Raw genomic sequence first — 17,573 nt, 5'->3', positions numbered from 1 at the left:
CTTCCCCTCTTCTCACAGAAAGCAGAACACCCCATGAGCATGACCCCCGAACAGGCTGCCTGGTTCCAGGGCACCTTCCAGCGTCTGGTCGACAACATCGACAAGGCGGTGCAGGGCAAGAAGGAGATCGTCGGCCTCGTGCTCTCGTCGATGCTCGCCGAGGGACACGTGCTGTTGGAGGATGCTCCCGGGACCGGGAAGACCAGCCTGGCGAAGGCGCTCGCAGCGACCGTGCAGGGCACCAGCGCCCGCATCCAGTTCACGCCCGACCTGCTGCCGTCCGACGTGACCGGTGTGACGATCTACGACCAGCAGTCGCACAGGTTCGAGTTCCACAAGGGACCGATCTTCGCGTCGATCGTGCTCGCGGACGAGATCAACCGTGCCTCCCCGAAGACGCAGTCCGCGCTGCTCGAGGTGATGGAGGAGTCGCGCGTCACGGTCGACGGCGTCACGCACGAGACCGGTCGTCCGTTCCTCGTGATCGCGACGCAGAACCCCATCGAGCAGGCGGGAACGTACAAGCTCCCCGAGGCACAGCTCGACCGCTTCCTGATCAAGACGTCGATCGGCTACCCCGACCTCGCGATCACCGAGAGCATCCTCGCCGGTGCCTCGGACCGCAACCCCTCCGCGGCACTCTCGGCCATCATCACGACCAGCGCGGTGGCCGACATGGCCGACCTCGCGGCATCCGTGCACGTCGAACCGGCGGTGCTGCGCTACGTCGCCGAACTGGCCGAGGCCACGCGTGCCGACTCCGCGATCCGCCTGGGCGTCTCGGTGCGTGGTGCGATCGCGATGATCCGCATGGCGAAGGTGTGGGCAGCGGCCCACGGACGCCACTTCGTGCTCCCGGATGACATCAAGGCCCTGGCCCGCCCGGTCTGGCAGCACCGACTGCTGCTCGACGCCGAGGCGGAGTTCGCCGGCACCAGCAGCGACGCGGTCATCGCCCGCGTGCTCGACGCCGTCGCTGCACCGCAGGCGCGAACGGCGGCCTGATGACCGCGGAGGCACTTCAGGCGCCGCCGGCGCAGACGGAACGCGACGCCGGATGGCGTGATATCGCGGCCGTCATCGGCGCGCGCGTCCTGACGCGCCTCCGACTCATCGCGGCGGCAGTCCGCCCCCTGGCGTGGGTGCTGCTCGCGCTCGTGGTGGGCTTCTGGATCCTCGGCCAGGTCGCCGGTTGGTCGGAGTTCACGGTCGCCGCGGTCGTGATCGCGATCACGCTCGTGCTGTGCTCGCTGTTCCTGATCGGGCGCACGGCCTACGACGTGTCGCTCGACCTCGCGCGCACCCGGGTCGTGGTGGGGGAGCGGGCGGTCGGCGCGCTGACCCTCGCCAACCGCGGAACACGGGCCATCCTGCCCTCGCGCGTGGTGCTGCCCGTCGGCGCGGGGCGCGGCGAGTTCGGCATCCAGCGGCTCGCCGCCGGCGAGGAGGCGGAGGAGCTGTTCGCGATCCCCACCCAGAAGCGCGGGGTCGTGAAGGTGGGGCCGGTGAGTGTCGTCCGCGGTGACCCGCTCGGTCTGTTCGAGCGTGCACACCGCCGCGACGACCCGGTGGATCTGTACGTGCATCCGCGCACTGTGCTGTTCGACGGTCAGTCGCTCGGATACCTGCGCGATCTCGAGGGACTCCCGGCGGCGGACCTGTCGCGCGATGATGTCTCGTTCCACGCGCTGCTGGAGTATCAGCCCGGTGATGACCTGCGCCACGTGCACTGGAAGTCGACCGCGCGCACGGGCACCATGATGGTGCGTCAGTACGAGGAGACCCGTCGGTCGCACTTCGTGATCGGTCTCTCCCGCTCGACGGGCGACTACGCCTCCGATCAGGACTTCGAACTCGCCATCTCCATCGCCGGATCCATCGGTCTGCGCGCGATCCGTGATTCACAGCGCGTCGATGTGCGCGTCCAGGGCCGTGAACTCCCCGCGGGCACCGGAAAGCAGCTGCTCGATTCGCTCGCCGCGATCGAGGAGAGCAAGCCGCGCGAAGGAGGCATCGCGGAGCTGGCCGGTGTGCTGTCCCGCACCATGCCCCTCGCGAGCGTCGTGGTGCTGGTGTGCGGCTCCAAGGTGCGCGCCGACGATCTCCGACTCGCCTGTTCCCGCCTGCCCTACGGCGCGCGCGTCCTCGCGGTCGTCGCGGACGGCTCCGTGTCGTCGCCGGCGCTGCAGCGCATCGGTGACGCCGACGTCATGACCATCGGCGAACTCGCACAGGTCCCGCTCGCTCTGCAGAAGGTACTCGCATGACCGCTCCGGCCACCGCGTCCCCCACGCTCCCCCTGCGCCGTTGGATCCTCGACCTCGGTGCCACCATGGCGCTCGTCGTCGTCTCGCTCGTCGGATTCTGGCCGACGTTCGGGGGGCCTTCGTTCCTGCCCGCCGCCATCGGAGGGGTCGTCCTCGGCCTCGGGATCGCGGCCGTCACCGCCTGGCGGCGCTGGGGCATCCTGATCACCACGGGCCTCGTGATCGCCACCTACTTCGTGTTCGGGGGCGCGCTCGCGCTGCCGCAGACCGCGATCATCGGGGTCATCCCGTCACTCGACACGCTGCAGCGACTCGCGCTGGCCCCGGTCACCGCATGGAAGCAGCTGTTGACGACCGTGGCCCCGGTCGCGGCGAGCGACGGACACCTCGTCGTCCCGTTCCTGCTCGCGCTGGTGGTGACGGCGCTGACGGCGTCGCTCGCCCTGCGTCTCGCGCAGGTGGCCTGGGCGCTGATCCCCGCTGCGGCACTGCTCATGCTCGTGATCGCACTCGGTACCCCGGAGCCGGCCTTCCCGATCGTGCAGGGCCTGGTCTTCGCCGTCGTCGCCGTCGCCTGGCTCGCGCTGCGTCAGATCTGGGCTCCGCAGAACGCGGCCGTCTCGGTGAGCGATGTCGATCCCTCCCGTGCCGCGCACATGCGCCTGCGCCGGCTGCTCGCCGGTGTCGCGGTGCTGGCCATCGCCGGCGGCGCGGGCGTCGCCACGAGCGCGATCGCAGCACCGGCCGAGAGCAGACACGTGTTCCGCGACGTGATCATCCCGCCCTTCAACATCCGCGACTACCCGAGCCCGTTGCAGGCCTTCCGCAAGAACGTGCGGGACGAGGCGGAGGAGACGCTCTTCACGGTGCAGGGGCTGCCCAAGGGGGCGCGCATCCGCACCGCAGTGATGGACCAGTACGACGGCATGGTCTACAACGTCACCGACGGCGGCCCGACCTCCTCGAGCGCGTTCACCCCGTTGCGTTCCGACATGGCGCCGGATGCCGAGGGTGTTCCGGTGACCCTCAAGATCGCGATCGAGGACTATCGCGGTGTGTGGATGCCCACGGCCGGCATCCTCAGCGACATCGAGTTCGACGGTGCCCGCGCCGAGGAGCTGCGACGGAGCACCTACGTGAACACCGCCACCGAGACGGCCGTCGCCACGCCCGTGCTCACGAAGGGCGATCAGTACACGGTCGATGCCGTGATGCCGAACGAGTACACCGACGAGCAGCTCGCCGAGTTGGCGTTCGGGACCGTTCCGATGCCGAAGCCCAGCAACGTCCCCGAGGAGCTGACCACCCTCGCCGCCGAGACCGTGTCCGACGCGGAGACCGCGATCGAGCAGGCCAGGGCCCTGGAGTCCTACCTCTCCGAGGGCGGGTTCTTCAGCCATGGGCTGGAGGGTGAGGTGCTCTCGCGCGCCGGTCACACCGCCGAGCGCATCTCGACGCTGGTCGGCGGCGACCAGATGATCGGCGACGACGAGCAGTACGCCGTGGCCATGGCGCTGCTCGCGGGGGAGATCAACATTCCGGCCCGCGTCGTGATGGGCTACTACCCCGATGAGGAGCAGGCGGGCGAGGCCGTCTTCGAGGCCACCGGCGACAACGTGCACGCCTGGGTCGAGATCAACTTCGAGGGCGTCGGATGGGTGCCCTTCAGCCCCACCCCGCCCGAGGACCAGGTCCCCAACGACACGAACACCAAGCCGCGGGTCGACCCGAAGCCGCAGGTGCTGCAGCCGCCGCCCCCGCCGCAGGAGCCGGTCGACCTGCCGCCGACGCTGCCCGACGACCGCGAGTCGGAGGATGAGAACCTGAACCTCGCCGGGATCATCGGCGCGATCCTCCTCATCGGAGGGATCTCCCTCGCCATCCTCGCGATCCTCGCGTCGCCGTTCATCGTGATCGGCGCCTGGAAGGCGGCCAAGCGCCGCGCGCGGCGCTCCGCTGCTCGCACATCGGACCGGATCAGCGGCGGCTGGGACGAGCTGACCGACCGCGCGATCGACTACGGTGCGCAGGTCGGTTCCGGCGGCACCCGGGTCGAGGAGGCCACGGTCGTCGCGAGCAGTCTCGCGGTGCCGCAGGTCACCGCGTTGGCGGAGCGGGCGGACCGCGAGGTCTTCGGTCCCGCCGACCCGACGCCCGAAGAGGTCGACGCCTTCTGGCAGGAGGTCGACGGCATCGTCGGGGGCCTCGGCAAAGAGGCCGGCTTCTGGAAGAGGACGAAGGCGCGCCTCAGTCTGCGCTCCCTGCTGGGAGGGACAGCGGTCTCGAACGGTCTGCAGAATCTGAAGGATGCCGCGACCGCGCGCGTACGCCGCGAACCTGGCACGATCGAGAACAACGCCGGCCCGACCGGCGACACCCGCACGACGTCCACCTCACCCGAGAGCGAGACCCCATGACACTGCTACCGTTCGGCCAGGTCGCGCCGATCTCCCGGCGTGCGGTGGCCTACATCATCGACGCGCTGATCGCTGGAGGCCTCGGGATCGTCCTCGGAGGTGGCCTGCTGGTCGCCGCCTCGCTCGCCGGAGGGATCGAAGGGACTCTGACCACGCTGCTGATCGGCGGTCCGATCGTCAGTCTGGTACTGCTGGCGTGGTTCGTCGTGTACACCCTGATGCAGGCGGGCAACGGCTCGATCGGCATGCGCGCGCAGGGTCTGCGACTGGCATCGGCGACCGACGGGAAGCCGCTGGGCTTCGGACGCGCCCTCCTGCGCAACATCATCTTCGGTCTCGCCGGTGCGATCGTCGTCGGCTACTTCAGCCCGTTGTTCGACGGCTCCGGACGTTTCCAGGGTTGGCACGACAAGGTCGGGAACGCCCTGATGCTGGATGCTCGTGTCGAGGCGTCCGCGCCCTCCACGATGCTGGCCCCCGGCGCCCCGACGTCGCTCGCCTCCGCCGCGCCCGCGACCTCGGCTGCTCCCGTGGTTCCCGGCCTCCCCCATCCGTCCCCTCGCGCCGGAGCGCCGTTCGCGCCTCCCGCCTCGCTCCCGGCGCCCGGATTCGGACAGCCGACCCCGGCCGCGCCCGTCGTGGCGTCGCCGCCGGCCCCCGCCCCCGCTCCTGCCTCCGCCGCACCTGCACCTGCTCCTGCGCCGGCGGCTCCGGCCGCACCGGCGGCACCGATCCCCGACGCCGGCGACCTGATCGCCTTCGTGCCCGGGATCACACAGGACTCGGCGCCCGCGCGGGCGACACCGGCACCGGAGCAGGCGCCGCCGGCTCCGGCTCCGGCTCCCGCCGCTCCCGCGGCTCCTGCTCCGGTTGTTTCGGCTCCCGCCGCTGCCGCGTCTGCCGCACCGGCACCGGCTCCGTCGGTGCCTGCTGCTCCGGCTCCCGCTGTGTCGACTCCCGCGTTCGAGGCGGAGGAGTCCGACGTCGAGGACACCCGCATCAGCATCCCTGGTCACCGTCTGGTGTTCACCTGGGACGACGGCACGCGCGTGTCGGTCTCGCGCCGCACGATCTTCGGCCGCAATCCCGGCCCGGAGGACGGCGCGATCATCGTCTCGGTGCGCGATGAGACCCTGTCGCTCTCGAAGACCCACTTCGAGGCAGCGGCCGAGGCCTCGGGCGGCTGGGTGCTCGACCGGCACTCCACGAACGGAATGACCATCGTCAGGGATGGACAGCGGATCGCCTGCCCCGCCGGCCAACGCGTTCCGGTGCGACTGGGCGACGCCATCGAGATCGGCGACCGCATCGTCACGATCGGCGGCTACGCGTGAGGCCAGGGCTCGTCGTCTCGACCGGTTCGGCGACGCATCCGGGACTCCGGCGCGCCCTGAACGAAGATGCGCATCTCGCCGGTGCTCCCGTGTTCATCGTCGCAGACGGCATGGGCGGGCACGAGGCGGGGGAGCGGGCGAGCGCGACCGTCATCGCCGAGTTCGCGCGCTTCATCGGTCGATCCGCCCTCGAGCTCGACGACGTGCGCTTCGCGCTGTCCCGAGCGCGGGAAGGGGTCGAGGAGCTCTCGACCACGGGCAACGGCCGAGCCGGGACGACGCTGAGCGGCGTCGTGATCGCATCCGTCGACGGCATGGGCTACTGGCTGGCCCTCAACATCGGCGACTCCCGTACCTACCGCCTCGCAGACGGCCAGCTCGAGCAGATCAGCGTCGACCACTCGGTGGTGCAGGAGCTGATCGAATCGGGTGAGCTGACCGCCGAGGGCGCGCTCACGGATCGCCGCCGGAACATCATCACCCGGGCGATCGGCGCGAGCAGCACGGGCGACGCGGACTACTGGATGTTCCCCGCCGAGCTGGGCGACCGGCTCCTGGTGTGCTCGGACGGGCTCACCTCGGAAGTGTCTGACGACCGCATCCGCGAGGTGCTGCACAGCACACCGGATCCGCAGGCAGCGGCGGACGTGCTGGTCGCCGACGCCGTGAGCGCCGGGGGCCGAGACAACATCACGGTCATCGTCATCGATGCCGTCTCGGTCGCCTCGCGGCCGGGAACGCTGCTCGAGACCGACACAGACATCGACATGGACACGCGTCCGCGAGAAGCTGCAGGAGGGGTTCACTGATGCAGACCATCTACCGACCGGGGACCTGGTACCTGATCGTGATTCCGGGCGCCCTGGTCGCCCTGCCCCCGGACGCGCCCGCCGATGTCATCGACCGGCTCTGGGCCCAGCTGCCCGCGCAGAAGACCCTGGCGACCGTGGTCGATGTGCTCACGGCGCAGGCCGGCGGCTCGTTCGCCTCGCTCCCGCCGTTCGTCGCCGCCGTGGCGGAGGGCGACGACGTGCGCATCGCCCTGCGCGGTGGTGTGGTCGCGCGTGTGAGCACGGAATCGGGGGAGTCCCACGACCTGTCCGGTGCAGACGTCACGACGTGGAGCGAGCGTTTCGTCGGACGCGCGAGCCGAATCGAGATCACGGTCGAGGACTCGGCATCCGCCGCGGCCCTGCCCGCACAGAGCGGGATCGTCCGCGCGGCCGCGGTGAGCGCCGAGCTCGAGCCCAGCGATGCCGCAGAGCTCACGTCCGCACTGGGACCGGCGCCGCGGATCGACGTCGCGGAAGCAGGTGTGTCCGCCGCGGTTCTCTCAGGGAGAGCGGTGCCGGCGCTGGTGCAACTCGGCGCCCCCGCGCCCTCGTCCGCAGCGCCCGTTCCGGTGCCCGACGCGGTCGCGACTCCCCTCGATCCGCCCGTCCTGACGGAGCCCTCGTCCGTCGAGCCGGCCGAGGAGGAGTCTTCGGTCGTCGAGCCGGAACCCGTCCCGGCGCCTGAGCCTGAGCCCGTCGTGGAGCCCGAGCCTGAGCCTGAGCCCGTCCCGGCGCCGGAGCCCGAGCCCGTCCCTGGGCCGGCATCCGACCCCGAGGCCGAGACCGACGCTGTCGCCGTGATCGAGTCCCTCCTGAACGCGCCCGAGGTCACGCTCGCTCCCCCCGCCGATGAGGATTTCGATCAGCTCTGGGGCGCCACGGTGCACTCGGTTCCGGCCGCCCCCGGTGCTGTGGCGGCCCCCGCGGCCGAAGGAGATCACGACGGCGCGACGATCTCCGCCGCCGAGCTCCGTGCGCTGCGCCAGCAGGCGCCGGTCGCCGATGACGTGGCGACCGCTGTGCTCCCGGTGACCGACGCGCCGCTGGCCGGGCGCATCCGCGTCTCCACCGGGCAGGTCGTCGCACTCGATCGCACGGTGATCATCGGTCGTCGTCCCCGTTCGACCAGGGCGAGCGGCGCGAACCTGCCGCATCTCGTCGCGGTCGAGAGCCCGCAGCAGGACATCTCGCGCAGCCACCTCGAAGTCCGCCCCGAGGGCGACACGGTCGTGGTGATCGACCTGCACACGACCAACGGATCGACGCTGCTGCGTCCGGGCGCCGACCCGATGCGTCTCCACCCGGGTGAGCAGACGCTCGTGCTCTCGGGCGATGTGGTCGACCTCGGTGACGGCGTCACGGTCGCCTTCGAGGATCTGCCGTGAGTCGTCGTCCCTCTCCGCCACCCGACCTGCCCGGCTTCACGTATGTGGAGCCGCTGGGCACGGGTGGCTTCGCCGACGTCTTCCTCTACGAGCAGGAGATGCCGCGCCGTCGCGTCGCCGTGAAGGTGCTGCTGGCCGACCGCATCTCCAGCGGCGCCGCCCAGGAGTTCACCGACGAGGCGAACGTCATGGCGATGCTGTCGACGCACCCCGCGATCGTCACGATCTACCAGGCGGGAGTGGCCGGCGACGGTCGACCGTATCTGGTGATGGAGTACTGCCCGCGGCCGAACCTGCAGCTGCGCGCGCGCAAGGAGCCGTTCTCGGTGGCTGAGGCGCTGCGCGTCGGAGTGCAGGTCGCCGGTGCCGTCGAGACCGCGCACCGCGCCGGCGTCCTGCACCGCGACATCAAGCCCGCCAACATCCTGGTCACGGAGTACAACCGACCGGCCCTCACCGACTTCGGAATCGCGTCGACCACCGGCGCGACGGGCGAGGCCTCCGGCATGTCGATCCCGTGGTCGCCGCCGGAGTCGTTCGCCGAGCCTCCGCAGAGCGGTCCCCGCACCGACGTCTGGGCGCTGGGGGCGACGCTGTACACGCTGCTGGCCGGTCGGTCCCCGTTCGAACGGCCGGGCGAGCGCAACTCGAGTGCCGACCTGATCGAGCGCATCGAGCGGGCGGCCCTGCAGCCCCTCAACCGTCCGGATTCTCCCGAGAGTCTGCAGCGCGTGCTCGACCGCGCCATGGCGAAGAACCCCGACGACCGGTTCCCGAGCGCCGTCGCGTTCGCTCGCGCGCTGCAGAAGGTGCAGATCGAGCTGTCGCACTCGGTGACGCCGATCGACATCGTCGATGAGCACCCGTCACAGGACGAGCTCGAGGATGACGGGGACGGACTGACCCGCGTCCGCGAGATCGTGAGCATCGACCCCGATGCCGCCTCCTTCACACGGCCGTCCGCCGCGACGCAGCCGCGCGGCTCGCAGTGGGCCCCGACCGACATCCCCCGCTTCGACGCGCCGCCGGCGGCGGAGCCCGCGGTGGAGGCGACGCAGATCCGCCCGCCGCGGCCGGCGACGCCTGCTCCCGACGCTGATGAGCGTACGATCCTGCGCGCTCCGATGGTGGTCGCCCCTGATGCGGTGACGCCGTTCCCGACGGCTCCGACGGCGGGGGTACCGGGATCGCCGACGCCGCCCCCGCCGCCGGCGAGCGAGACGCCGTCGGCGCCGCGCCGTCGCACGGGGCTGTGGATCACGCTGATCGCCGCAGGAGTCGTGCTGGTCGTCGGCGGGATCTTCGGGCTCAACGCCCTCGTCGCCGGCATCACTCCGGAACCGAACCCGCAGGCCTCGGATGAGCCGACGGCGACCCCGCAGGACCCGATCTCCGAAGCCGTGCCCAAGGTCGCCGACGCCGCGGCCACTCGCACCGGCGATCAGGTCACGTTCACCTGGAAGAACCCGAAGCCGCTCGAGGGCGACAGCTACCTCTGGGTGAACCTGGATCCCGCCGGCGACGGCGCCGTGAACCAGGTGGCGGAGGAGACGGCGACCGTCACCGGAGCGGGGCAGGTGTGCATCGAGGTGATGCTGCGTCGCGCGAACGGCACGGCCTCCGACGTGGTGAAGGTGTGCGGATGAGTGCGGGCGCGGGCGTCACGGTCGAGTTCGCGGGCGAGTACTTCCCCGTGAGTGCCGGAGGACGATTCATCGTGGGGCGCGAGGGCGACCTCGAACTCGACGACAACCTGTTCCTGCATCGGCACTTCCTCGAGATCACGGATGCGGACGGGCTGTGGTGGCTGTCGAACGTCGGCACCCGGCTGACGGCGACCGTGACGGATTCGGCCGGAGGCGTGCAGGCCTGGCTGGCGCCGGGCGCTCGTCTTCCCCTCGTGTTCGAGAAGACCACGGTGGTCTTCAGCGCCGGTCCCACGACGTACGAGCTGACCCTGCACGCCGCAGAGCCGACGTTCCGAGCGACCCAACGCGAGCACGACGACGGCGGGGCCTCCACGATCGGCGACATGCCGCTCACTCTCAGCCAGCGCCTGCTGATCCTCGCCCTCGCCGAGCCGCAGCTGCGCCGCGACGGAACGGGGATGAGCGAGATCCCGACCTCCGCGAAGGCGGCGGAGCGACTGGGGTGGACCGTGACGCGCTTCAACCGCAAGCTCGACAACGTGTGCGACAAGTTCGACCGCATCGGCGTTCCGGGGATGCGCGGCGGCCAGCGCAGCTTCGCCACGAACAGGCGGGCCCGGCTGGTGGAGCACGTGATCGCCTCCCGCCTGGTGACCCGAGCGGATCTTCCGCTGCTGGACGCCTCCCACGACGAAGAAGCAGAAGGAGAGCAGGAGTGATCTGGGAGATCGACGATCACGCTCCTGAGATCGAGGGACTCGACAAGAACGGACGGCCGGATCCGGCGTACGCCGCATCGCTCGGCCTGATCCCCGCAGGGCGTGGCGCCCGCGTGGCCGCGGCGCTGCTGGAGTGGGCGCTGGCTGTGGTCATCGCCCTCCCGGCGATCCTCACGGTGACTCCGATCCTGATGGATGCCGCCCTCGGCGGATTCGACACGGAGGAGCTCTTCGCGCGCGCTGACCTGATCTGGATCATCGTCGCCGTCGCAGCCTCGCAGGGCCTCATGATCGCCTACATCGTCGTGCAGCTGGTGCTGCACGGACGCAAGGGCGTCACTCTCGGCAAGGCCGTGTGCGGCATCCGCTCGATCAATGTGCGCACCCTCGAACGCCCCGGTTTCTGGCGCGGGGCGGTCGTGCGCTACCTCGTGGCGTGCGCGTCGTTCCTGATCCCGGTGATCGGCCCCGCGCTGGTCGTCGCTCTCTCGCCGCTGTTCGACATCGAACGCCGAGGACGCGGATGGCTCGACCTCGCTGCCGGCACCTGGTTCATCGATGCCCGCCGTGGCCTCAACCCCTATGACCAGAAGCGGATGCGCATCGCGCGCAAGCGCGTGAAGACGCCGGAGCATGAGGAGAAAGCGCCGCTGCCGTCCCTCGCGACCCCGGTCGACCGCGATGCTCCCGCCGCCTACGTGCCGAGTGCGCGCGAATCCGGCGGCGTGATCGGCGCACACCGCGGCGGCACCGCGACGGCGTCGGGTCCGCAGCAGGAGGAACCTGCGGCGGCAGCGGTCGTCTCGGCCGTTCCGCCGTCGCTCGCGACCGGCGCGCCCGCGCCCACCTTCGCTCCGCCTGCGGCCGCGGCCCCCGCCCCGGCCGTGCAGGCGCCGGTTGCGGCCCCGGTCGCCCCCGCCCCGGTGGCTTCGTTCGCGCCACCGGCCGCCCCGTCCCCTGCCCCGGTCGCCCCTGCTCCGGCCATGCAGGCACCTGCCGCGGCCCCCGCCCCGGCGACACCTGCCCCGGCGCCGCAACCGTCGACGCCGACCCCGACGCCCGCCCCCGCGCAGAGCCCTGCGCCGGCGGGGACGCGCGCTGTGCTGATCCTCGACACCGGGCAGCGGATCGAGGTCCGCGGCACGACGTTGTTCGGACGCGCGCCCGCCGCTGCCGCCGGCGAAGGCGAGGCGCAGCTGGTGCGTGTGGCAGACGACACCCGCTCCGTGTCCAAGACCCACCTGGCCGTGATGCCCGCCAGACGCGGTGTCTTCGCGGTCGATCGCGCGTCGACCAACGGCAGCGCGATCATCCGGAACGGAGCCGAGACCCCGCTGGTCGCCGGTCATCCGGCCGAGCTGCAGATCGGTGACACCGTGCGCTTCGGCGATCGGACGCTGACGGTGGAATGGGTATGACCGCACACGATGAGACGCGCCCCCGGCGCGGTGAGGACGGACGATGAGAGTCAAGCTGACCCTGCGTCGACCCGCAGCCCCCCTGACGGATGTGGTGGTGATGGCGGACTCCACGGCGACGATCGCCGACGTCGCCCGCCAGATCGCGTCCACCGATCCGCAGCGGAGCATCGCGGCGGGTCCCGCCGACGTGCTCACGCTGTCCGTGGCGCCGCCGACGAGCGACCAGCTCACGATGCTCAGCCCCGACCTGCTCGTGGGCGACGCCCCGATCGGCTCCGGGTTCCTCGCCGAGGTCGTCAACGTCGGGCCTCATCGCGCCTCGACCGGCACCATCGGTGCCCGCCCCGCTGCGCTGCTCAGCGTCGTGTCCGGACCCGCGTCCGGGCAGGAGTTCCCCCTGCCCATCGGCCACTTCCTGATCGGTCGTGATGCGGCCAACGACGTCACCGTGGCCGACCCGCTCGTGTCGAAGCGTCACGCCCGCATCGAGGTCGCCTCGACCTTCGTCGAGCTGGTCGATCTCAACTCCGCCAACGGCATCCTCGTCGACGGCGGGCTCGTGCAGCGCCTGCGCGTGATCCCCGGCCAGCGGTTCACGCTGGGCGACTGCGAGTTCGTGGTGCACCTGGTGAGCGACTTCGACGGCTCGGCCGACGGCGATCCCGTGCTCGAGCGAGGCGGCGCTCTCATGTTCAACCGCAGCCCCCGGGTGGAGGAGCGGTTCACCGGAGAAGACCTCGACGAGCCGCGCTACCCGCGCGATCAGGTGCAGCGGTTGTTCCCCTGGCCGATGCTGGTGGCGCCGATCCTGCTCGGCCTCGCGATCTTCGCCATGAGCGGGAACCCGCGGTCATTGCTCATCGTCTTCATGTCCCCGCTGATGATGCTCGGGAACTTCATCTCCCAGAAGACCAACCTCGGCCAGCGTCTGCGTAAGGAGGAGGAGTCCTTCGAAGAGCAGTTCGAGCGCCTGGAGGAGAAGCTCTACCACGCGCACCCCCGGGAGCGGGAGGTCCGTCACAACGAGGTGCCGGCGGTCGCCGTCGTGTTCGACGAGGCGATGCGGCTCGGCCCGCTGCTGTGGACGCGGCGCCCTGAGCACTGGAACTTCCTGGCGCTGCGGCTCGGGGTCTGCGAGGACGAATCGCGCACCCGCATCAAGCGCACCGAGACGCCGGAGGCGCTCGTCGAGTACGTGGAGCGCGTCGACCGTCTGGAAGAGCGCTACAAGATGATCCCCGATGTGCCGATCCTGGAGTCGCTGCAGAGCGTCGGGTCGATCGGTGTCGCCGGACCCACCTCGCTCGCGAGCGATGCCCTGCGCGGGATCGCGGTCCAGCTGTTCGGCATGCATTCGCCCAACGAGCTCGTCACCGTCGCGCTCACCGAGCCGGGCTGGGCGAACGAGCTCGACTGGCTGAAATGGCTGCCGCACACCTCCAGCGAGCGGAGCCCGTTCAAGGATGTCTCGCTCGCCGATTCCGCCTCCACCGGCACTGCCCTGCTCAGCGGTCTCGAGGAGATCGTGCTGCGGCGATCGCGCGAGGCGAAGTCGCAGCGTCCGCCCTACGGGGACGACTGGGACCCGATGCTGTACGGGACCGATGTCAAGCGCGCCGCGGAGGACGCGACCTTCCCCGGACAGACGGCCATCCTCGTGATCGTCACGAACGATGCGCCCGTCGATCGGGCCCGGCTGACGCAGATCCTCGAACGAGGAGCGGATGTGGGGGTCTACGGTCTCTTCGTCGCTCCGGTCGTCGCAGCTCTGCCTGCCGCCTGCCGCACCTTCGTCGACGTGAGCGCCGGCCTCGAGCACGCCGTCGTCGGCACCGTGCGCAGCGGCGTCGGCTACCGCGATGTGCAGGTCGAGGGTGTGTCGCACGCCTACATGACCATGCTCGCCAAGCGCCTCGCGCCGGTCGTCGACTCCAGCACGGTCATCGAGGACTCATCCGACATCCCGAACTCGGTGAGCTTCCTGTCGCTCGTCGGCTCCGAGGTCGCGGAGGACGCGAACGCCGTGATCGACCGCTGGCGACAGAACAACACCATCATCGATCGTTCCGGCGCTCCCCAGTCGCGGCTCAAGAAGTCCGGCAACCTGCGCGCCATCATCGGGCAGTCGAAGACCGATGCGATGACGCTCGACCTGCGCTCGCAGGGGCCGCACGCACTCGTCGGCGGCACGACGGGTGCCGGTAAGAGCGAGTTCCTGCAGGCCTGGGTGCTCGGGATGGCGGCGGCGCACAGCCCCGACCGCGTGACGTTCCTGTTCGTCGACTACAAGGGCGGATCCGCGTTCGCGGACTGCGTCGACCTGCCGCACACGGTGGGCCTGGTCACCGACCTGAGTCCGCACCTGGTGCGGCGCGCTCTGACCAGCCTGCGCGCCGAGCTCCACCACCGCGAGCACCTGTTCAACCGCAAGAAGGCCAAGGACCTCCTCGAGCTCGAGAAGCGCCGCGACCCGGAGACGCCGCCCGCCCTGGTGCTCGTGATCGACGAGTTCGCCGCGCTCGCCGGCGAGGTCCCCGAGTTCGTGGACGGCGTGGTCGACATCGCCCAGCGCGGCCGCTCGCTCGGCATCCATCTGATCATGGCCACCCAGCGTCCCGCGGGCGTCATCAAGGACAACCTGCGCGCCAACACCAACCTGCGCGTCGCGCTGCGCATGGCCGACGAGTCGGACTCGAAGGATGTCGTGGACGACCCGGTGGCCGCGTCCTTCCCGCCGTCGCTTCCCGGTCGCGGCATCGCGAAGACCGGGCCAGGGCGCCTCGTGCCGTTCCAGTCGGCCTACGCCGGCGGATGGACCACGGATGAAGCCCAGATCGCCGAGGTGCGGGTGGCGGAGCTGCGGTTCGGATCGATCCAGACCTGGGAGGCCGAACAGGCGCCGGAATCGGACTCGCACGACGAGGACCTCGGGCCCAACGACCAGAAGCGCATCGTCGCGACGCTCGTGCGGGCGGCACGTCAGGCCGCCATCCCGGCTCCGCGTCGGCCATGGCTCGACGACCTGGAGCGCGCGGTCGACATCCGCGATCTGCCGGTGCACGGCGACGGTCGCATCCTGCTCGGCAAGATGGACGTCCCCGAGCGCCAGCTGCAGGAGCCGGCGTACTTCCACCCGGACAAGGACGGCTCGCTGCTCGTCTACGGCACCAGCGGATCGGGCAAGTCCACCGTGCTGCGCACCCTGGCGATCGCGGCCGGCTTCGACGGCGCCCGCTCGAACGTCGAGGTGTACGGGCTCGACTTCGGATCCGGTTCGCTCAAGAGCCTGGAGGTGCTCCCGCACGTCGGATCGATCATCTCCGGCGACGACGCGGAACGCGTGCAGCGCATCCTCCGATCGCTCGCCCGCGTGCTCGATGACCGCGGCAAGCGCTTCAGCGCGGCGAACGCGTCGAGCCTGACGGAGTACCGGGAGATCACCGGCACGGCCGAGTCGCGCATCCTGCTGCTGATCGACGGCTTCCCGCAGTTCCGCGGAGAGTGGGAGTCGACGACCGCGCGGATGCCGTTCTACCAGACCTTCATGCGGATCCTCGGCGAGGGGCGACCGCTCGGCGTGCATGTGGTCGCCAGCGCCGATCGCTCCGGCTCGGTGCCGACAGCGGTGAGCGCGAACGTCTCGCGCCGCGTCGTGCTGCGGTTGGCCGATGAGTCCGGCTACGCGATGCTCAACGCCCCGAAGGACGTGCTCGACGAGCGGTCCGCCCCCGGGCGCGCGATCGTCGACGGTCTCGAGACCCAGATCGCGACGCTCGGCGGCACGCCCAACGTCGCCGAGCAGACCAAGCTCCTCGACCAGCTCGCCGCGCAGCTCCGGGCGAGCGGTGCGCGGGAGGTGGCCGAGATCGGGGCCCTCCCGACACGGCTGTCCGTGCGCGACCTCCCGGACCGGATCGGCGAGTTCCCGGTTCTCGGCGTCGCCGAGGACACGCTGGCGCCTCGCGAGTTCGACCCGGTGGGGACGTTCGTGGTGGCCGGTCCGCCGCAGTCCGGCAAGACGACGGCCCTCAAGGCGATCATCACGTCGATGCGGCGGTTGGACCCCCAGATCAAGCTGTTCCACTTCGGCGGGCGGCGCGCGCAGCTCAAGGGCTATGTGGACTGGACGCGCAGCGCGGTCACCCCGGAGGACGCGAAGGAGCTCGCGAAGGAGATCACCGAGATCGCGGTCGACGAGACCCTGCCGGTGCGGATGCTCATCGTGGTCGAGGACGTGCCCCAGTTCGCCGACGGCCCAGCGGAACGCGAGATGAAGGCGCTCTTCCAGGCGATCAACCGCAGCGATCATCTGCTGGTGGGCGATGCCGACGTCACGCAGGTCACGAGCGGCTTCGGCTTCATCGGCGACTTCAAGGCCGGTCGCAAGGGCATCATCCTCAAGCCGGATGCGTTCGACGGCGACGCGGTCTTCAAGGTGCCGTTCCCCAAGGTCAAGCGCACCGACTTCCCCGACGGTCGGGGTATCTTCGTGCAGGCGGGGCGTCAGGTCACGCTGCAGATGCCACTGGTGGAGGGCTGAGAGATGGTCGTGATCACGGCGGGCCACGGCGGGGCGAAGAGACGGAACCGATCGACGAGGATGGCGGGATGAGCGGGAACGCGGGCAAGCGCGCGAAGTCGACGCAGTGCGATTGCGGATACCTGGAATCAGGGGTCCTGCCCGCGCGACTCTGCTACGCGTGCGGCGATCGCGCTCTGCGCGCCTGGGAGTCCGAGGAGAAGTCCCTTCTGGGGAGGATGCCGGGTTACGCCACTGCAGTGGCCGAGCTGGTGCGAGAGGCCGCGAAGAGCCAGGACCGTGCGCTCAAAGCCCGTGCCAACGAGCCGTTCGCCGACGCCGCGTGGGAGCGCAGCAAGGCGGCGCGGGGACTGGCGCGCATCCGCCGCGCCCACAGGCACGAGCTGGCGCAGGTGCCGCTCGACCGCTGGAACGATGCGGCAGCGGTCGTGGCCCACGACCCGCGGGAGCTCTTCCGAAAGGAGTCGAAGCGGTTCGCGAAGCGTGGTCTCGGTGCGGCTGCGCTCACGGCGCTCGGTGCGGTGGCGATGGAGGATCTGCTCAAGGTCGTCCGTTCGCGGAACGGGTGACCGACGTGGGGACTTCTCCCCATCGCAGCACGTGGTGACGAGGGGATATCGTCGGACCGGGAAGAGGAGGGTGTCGTGGCAGGCAATGACGGCATGTTGCTCCCGATGGGAGAGCTGCAGACGATGGCGCAGCAGATCAGTGGGATCATCTCGGAGTTCGAGTCCGCGAGCGCGAGGCAGGGCGATGTGCAGGATGCCGTCGGCCGCCCCGCCGGAGACGGTCGCCTCCGCGACCGCTGCCATGCGTTCGAAGGCAGCTGGAACGACAGTCGGGACAAGCTGCTCACCAAGCTCCGCTCGGTGAGCGAGCGCGTGCAGGGGACGATCGACGAGACGACCGCGGCGGACCTGGATCTCGCCGGTCAGATGGAGCAGGCTGCGGCGACGCCGCAGGCAGCAGCGCCGAGCGCCGGTCGCGGCCAGCCGTACGCCAACTAGG

General features: G+C 70.6%; 12 protein-coding genes. All 12 read left to right on the top strand.

Annotated elements, in window-relative coordinates:
• Nucleotides 1-33: 33 nt before the first annotated feature.
• The 12 genes from ACIOVG_RS05015 (at nt 34) to ACIOVG_RS04960 (ending at nt 17,572) form a co-directional block, all read left to right on the top strand.
• Nucleotides 34-1,005, top strand: a complete 972-nt coding sequence (locus ACIOVG_RS05015) for an AAA family ATPase (protein WP_400869681.1) — start codon at nt 34-36, stop codon at nt 1,003-1,005.
• A complete protein-coding gene (locus ACIOVG_RS05010) occupies nt 1,005-2,267 on the top strand; it encodes a DUF58 domain-containing protein (RefSeq protein WP_400869678.1) in 1,263 nt (420 codons plus the stop codon). The genes ACIOVG_RS05015 and ACIOVG_RS05010 overlap by 1 nt, the downstream gene beginning before the upstream one ends.
• Complete coding sequence (locus ACIOVG_RS05005) at nt 2,264-4,684, top strand: transglutaminaseTgpA domain-containing protein (protein WP_400869675.1); 2,421 nt, start codon at nt 2,264-2,266, stop codon at nt 4,682-4,684. Before ACIOVG_RS05010 ends, ACIOVG_RS05005 begins: the two co-directional genes overlap by 4 nt.
• Nucleotides 4,681-6,018, top strand: a complete 1,338-nt coding sequence (locus tag ACIOVG_RS05000; RefSeq protein ID WP_400869672.1) for an RDD family protein — start codon at nt 4,681-4,683, stop codon at nt 6,016-6,018. Before ACIOVG_RS05005 ends, ACIOVG_RS05000 begins: the two co-directional genes overlap by 4 nt.
• Nucleotides 6,015-6,827 carry a PP2C family protein-serine/threonine phosphatase gene (locus ACIOVG_RS04995; RefSeq protein ID WP_400869669.1) on the top strand — a complete coding sequence of 271 codons (813 nt, stop codon included), beginning with the start codon at nt 6,015-6,017 and terminating at the stop codon, nt 6,825-6,827. Before ACIOVG_RS05000 ends, ACIOVG_RS04995 begins: the two co-directional genes overlap by 4 nt.
• Nucleotides 6,827-8,236: an FHA domain-containing protein gene (locus ACIOVG_RS04990; protein WP_400869667.1), complete on the top strand. Its 1,410-nt coding sequence runs from the start codon at nt 6,827-6,829 to the stop codon at nt 8,234-8,236. The genes ACIOVG_RS04995 and ACIOVG_RS04990 overlap by 1 nt, the downstream gene beginning before the upstream one ends.
• Complete coding sequence (locus ACIOVG_RS04985) at nt 8,233-9,882, top strand: serine/threonine-protein kinase (protein ID WP_400869665.1); 1,650 nt, start codon at nt 8,233-8,235, stop codon at nt 9,880-9,882. Before ACIOVG_RS04990 ends, ACIOVG_RS04985 begins: the two co-directional genes overlap by 4 nt.
• On the top strand, nt 9,879-10,604 hold the full coding sequence (locus ACIOVG_RS04980) for a hypothetical protein (protein ID WP_400869662.1): 726 nt from the start codon (nt 9,879-9,881) through the stop codon (nt 10,602-10,604). The genes ACIOVG_RS04985 and ACIOVG_RS04980 overlap by 4 nt, the downstream gene beginning before the upstream one ends.
• Complete coding sequence (locus ACIOVG_RS04975; protein ID WP_400869659.1) at nt 10,601-12,022, top strand: RDD family protein; 1,422 nt, start codon at nt 10,601-10,603, stop codon at nt 12,020-12,022. Before ACIOVG_RS04980 ends, ACIOVG_RS04975 begins: the two co-directional genes overlap by 4 nt.
• A 43-nt stretch (nt 12,023-12,065) precedes the next feature.
• The gene (locus tag ACIOVG_RS04970) at nt 12,066-16,565 is read left to right on the top strand and encodes an FtsK/SpoIIIE domain-containing protein (protein WP_400869656.1); all 4,500 of its coding nucleotides are present in this window, start codon (nt 12,066-12,068) and stop codon (nt 16,563-16,565) included.
• Nucleotides 16,566-16,633: 68 nt separating this feature from the next.
• Nucleotides 16,634-17,134, top strand: coding sequence for a hypothetical protein (locus ACIOVG_RS04965; RefSeq protein ID WP_400869654.1), 501 nt, complete (start codon nt 16,634-16,636; stop codon nt 17,132-17,134).
• A 75-nt stretch (nt 17,135-17,209) separates the two neighbouring features.
• A complete protein-coding gene (locus ACIOVG_RS04960; RefSeq protein WP_400869652.1) occupies nt 17,210-17,572 on the top strand; it encodes a hypothetical protein in 363 nt (120 codons plus the stop codon).
• Nucleotide 17,573: the final 1 nt, after the last annotated feature.

Origin of the sequence: Microbacterium sp. NPDC087591 (assembly GCF_044743625.1) — a bacterium.
Lineage (GTDB): Bacteria > Actinomycetota > Actinomycetes > Actinomycetales > Microbacteriaceae > Microbacterium.
This window is presented reverse-complemented; position numbering and strand designations above follow the sequence as displayed.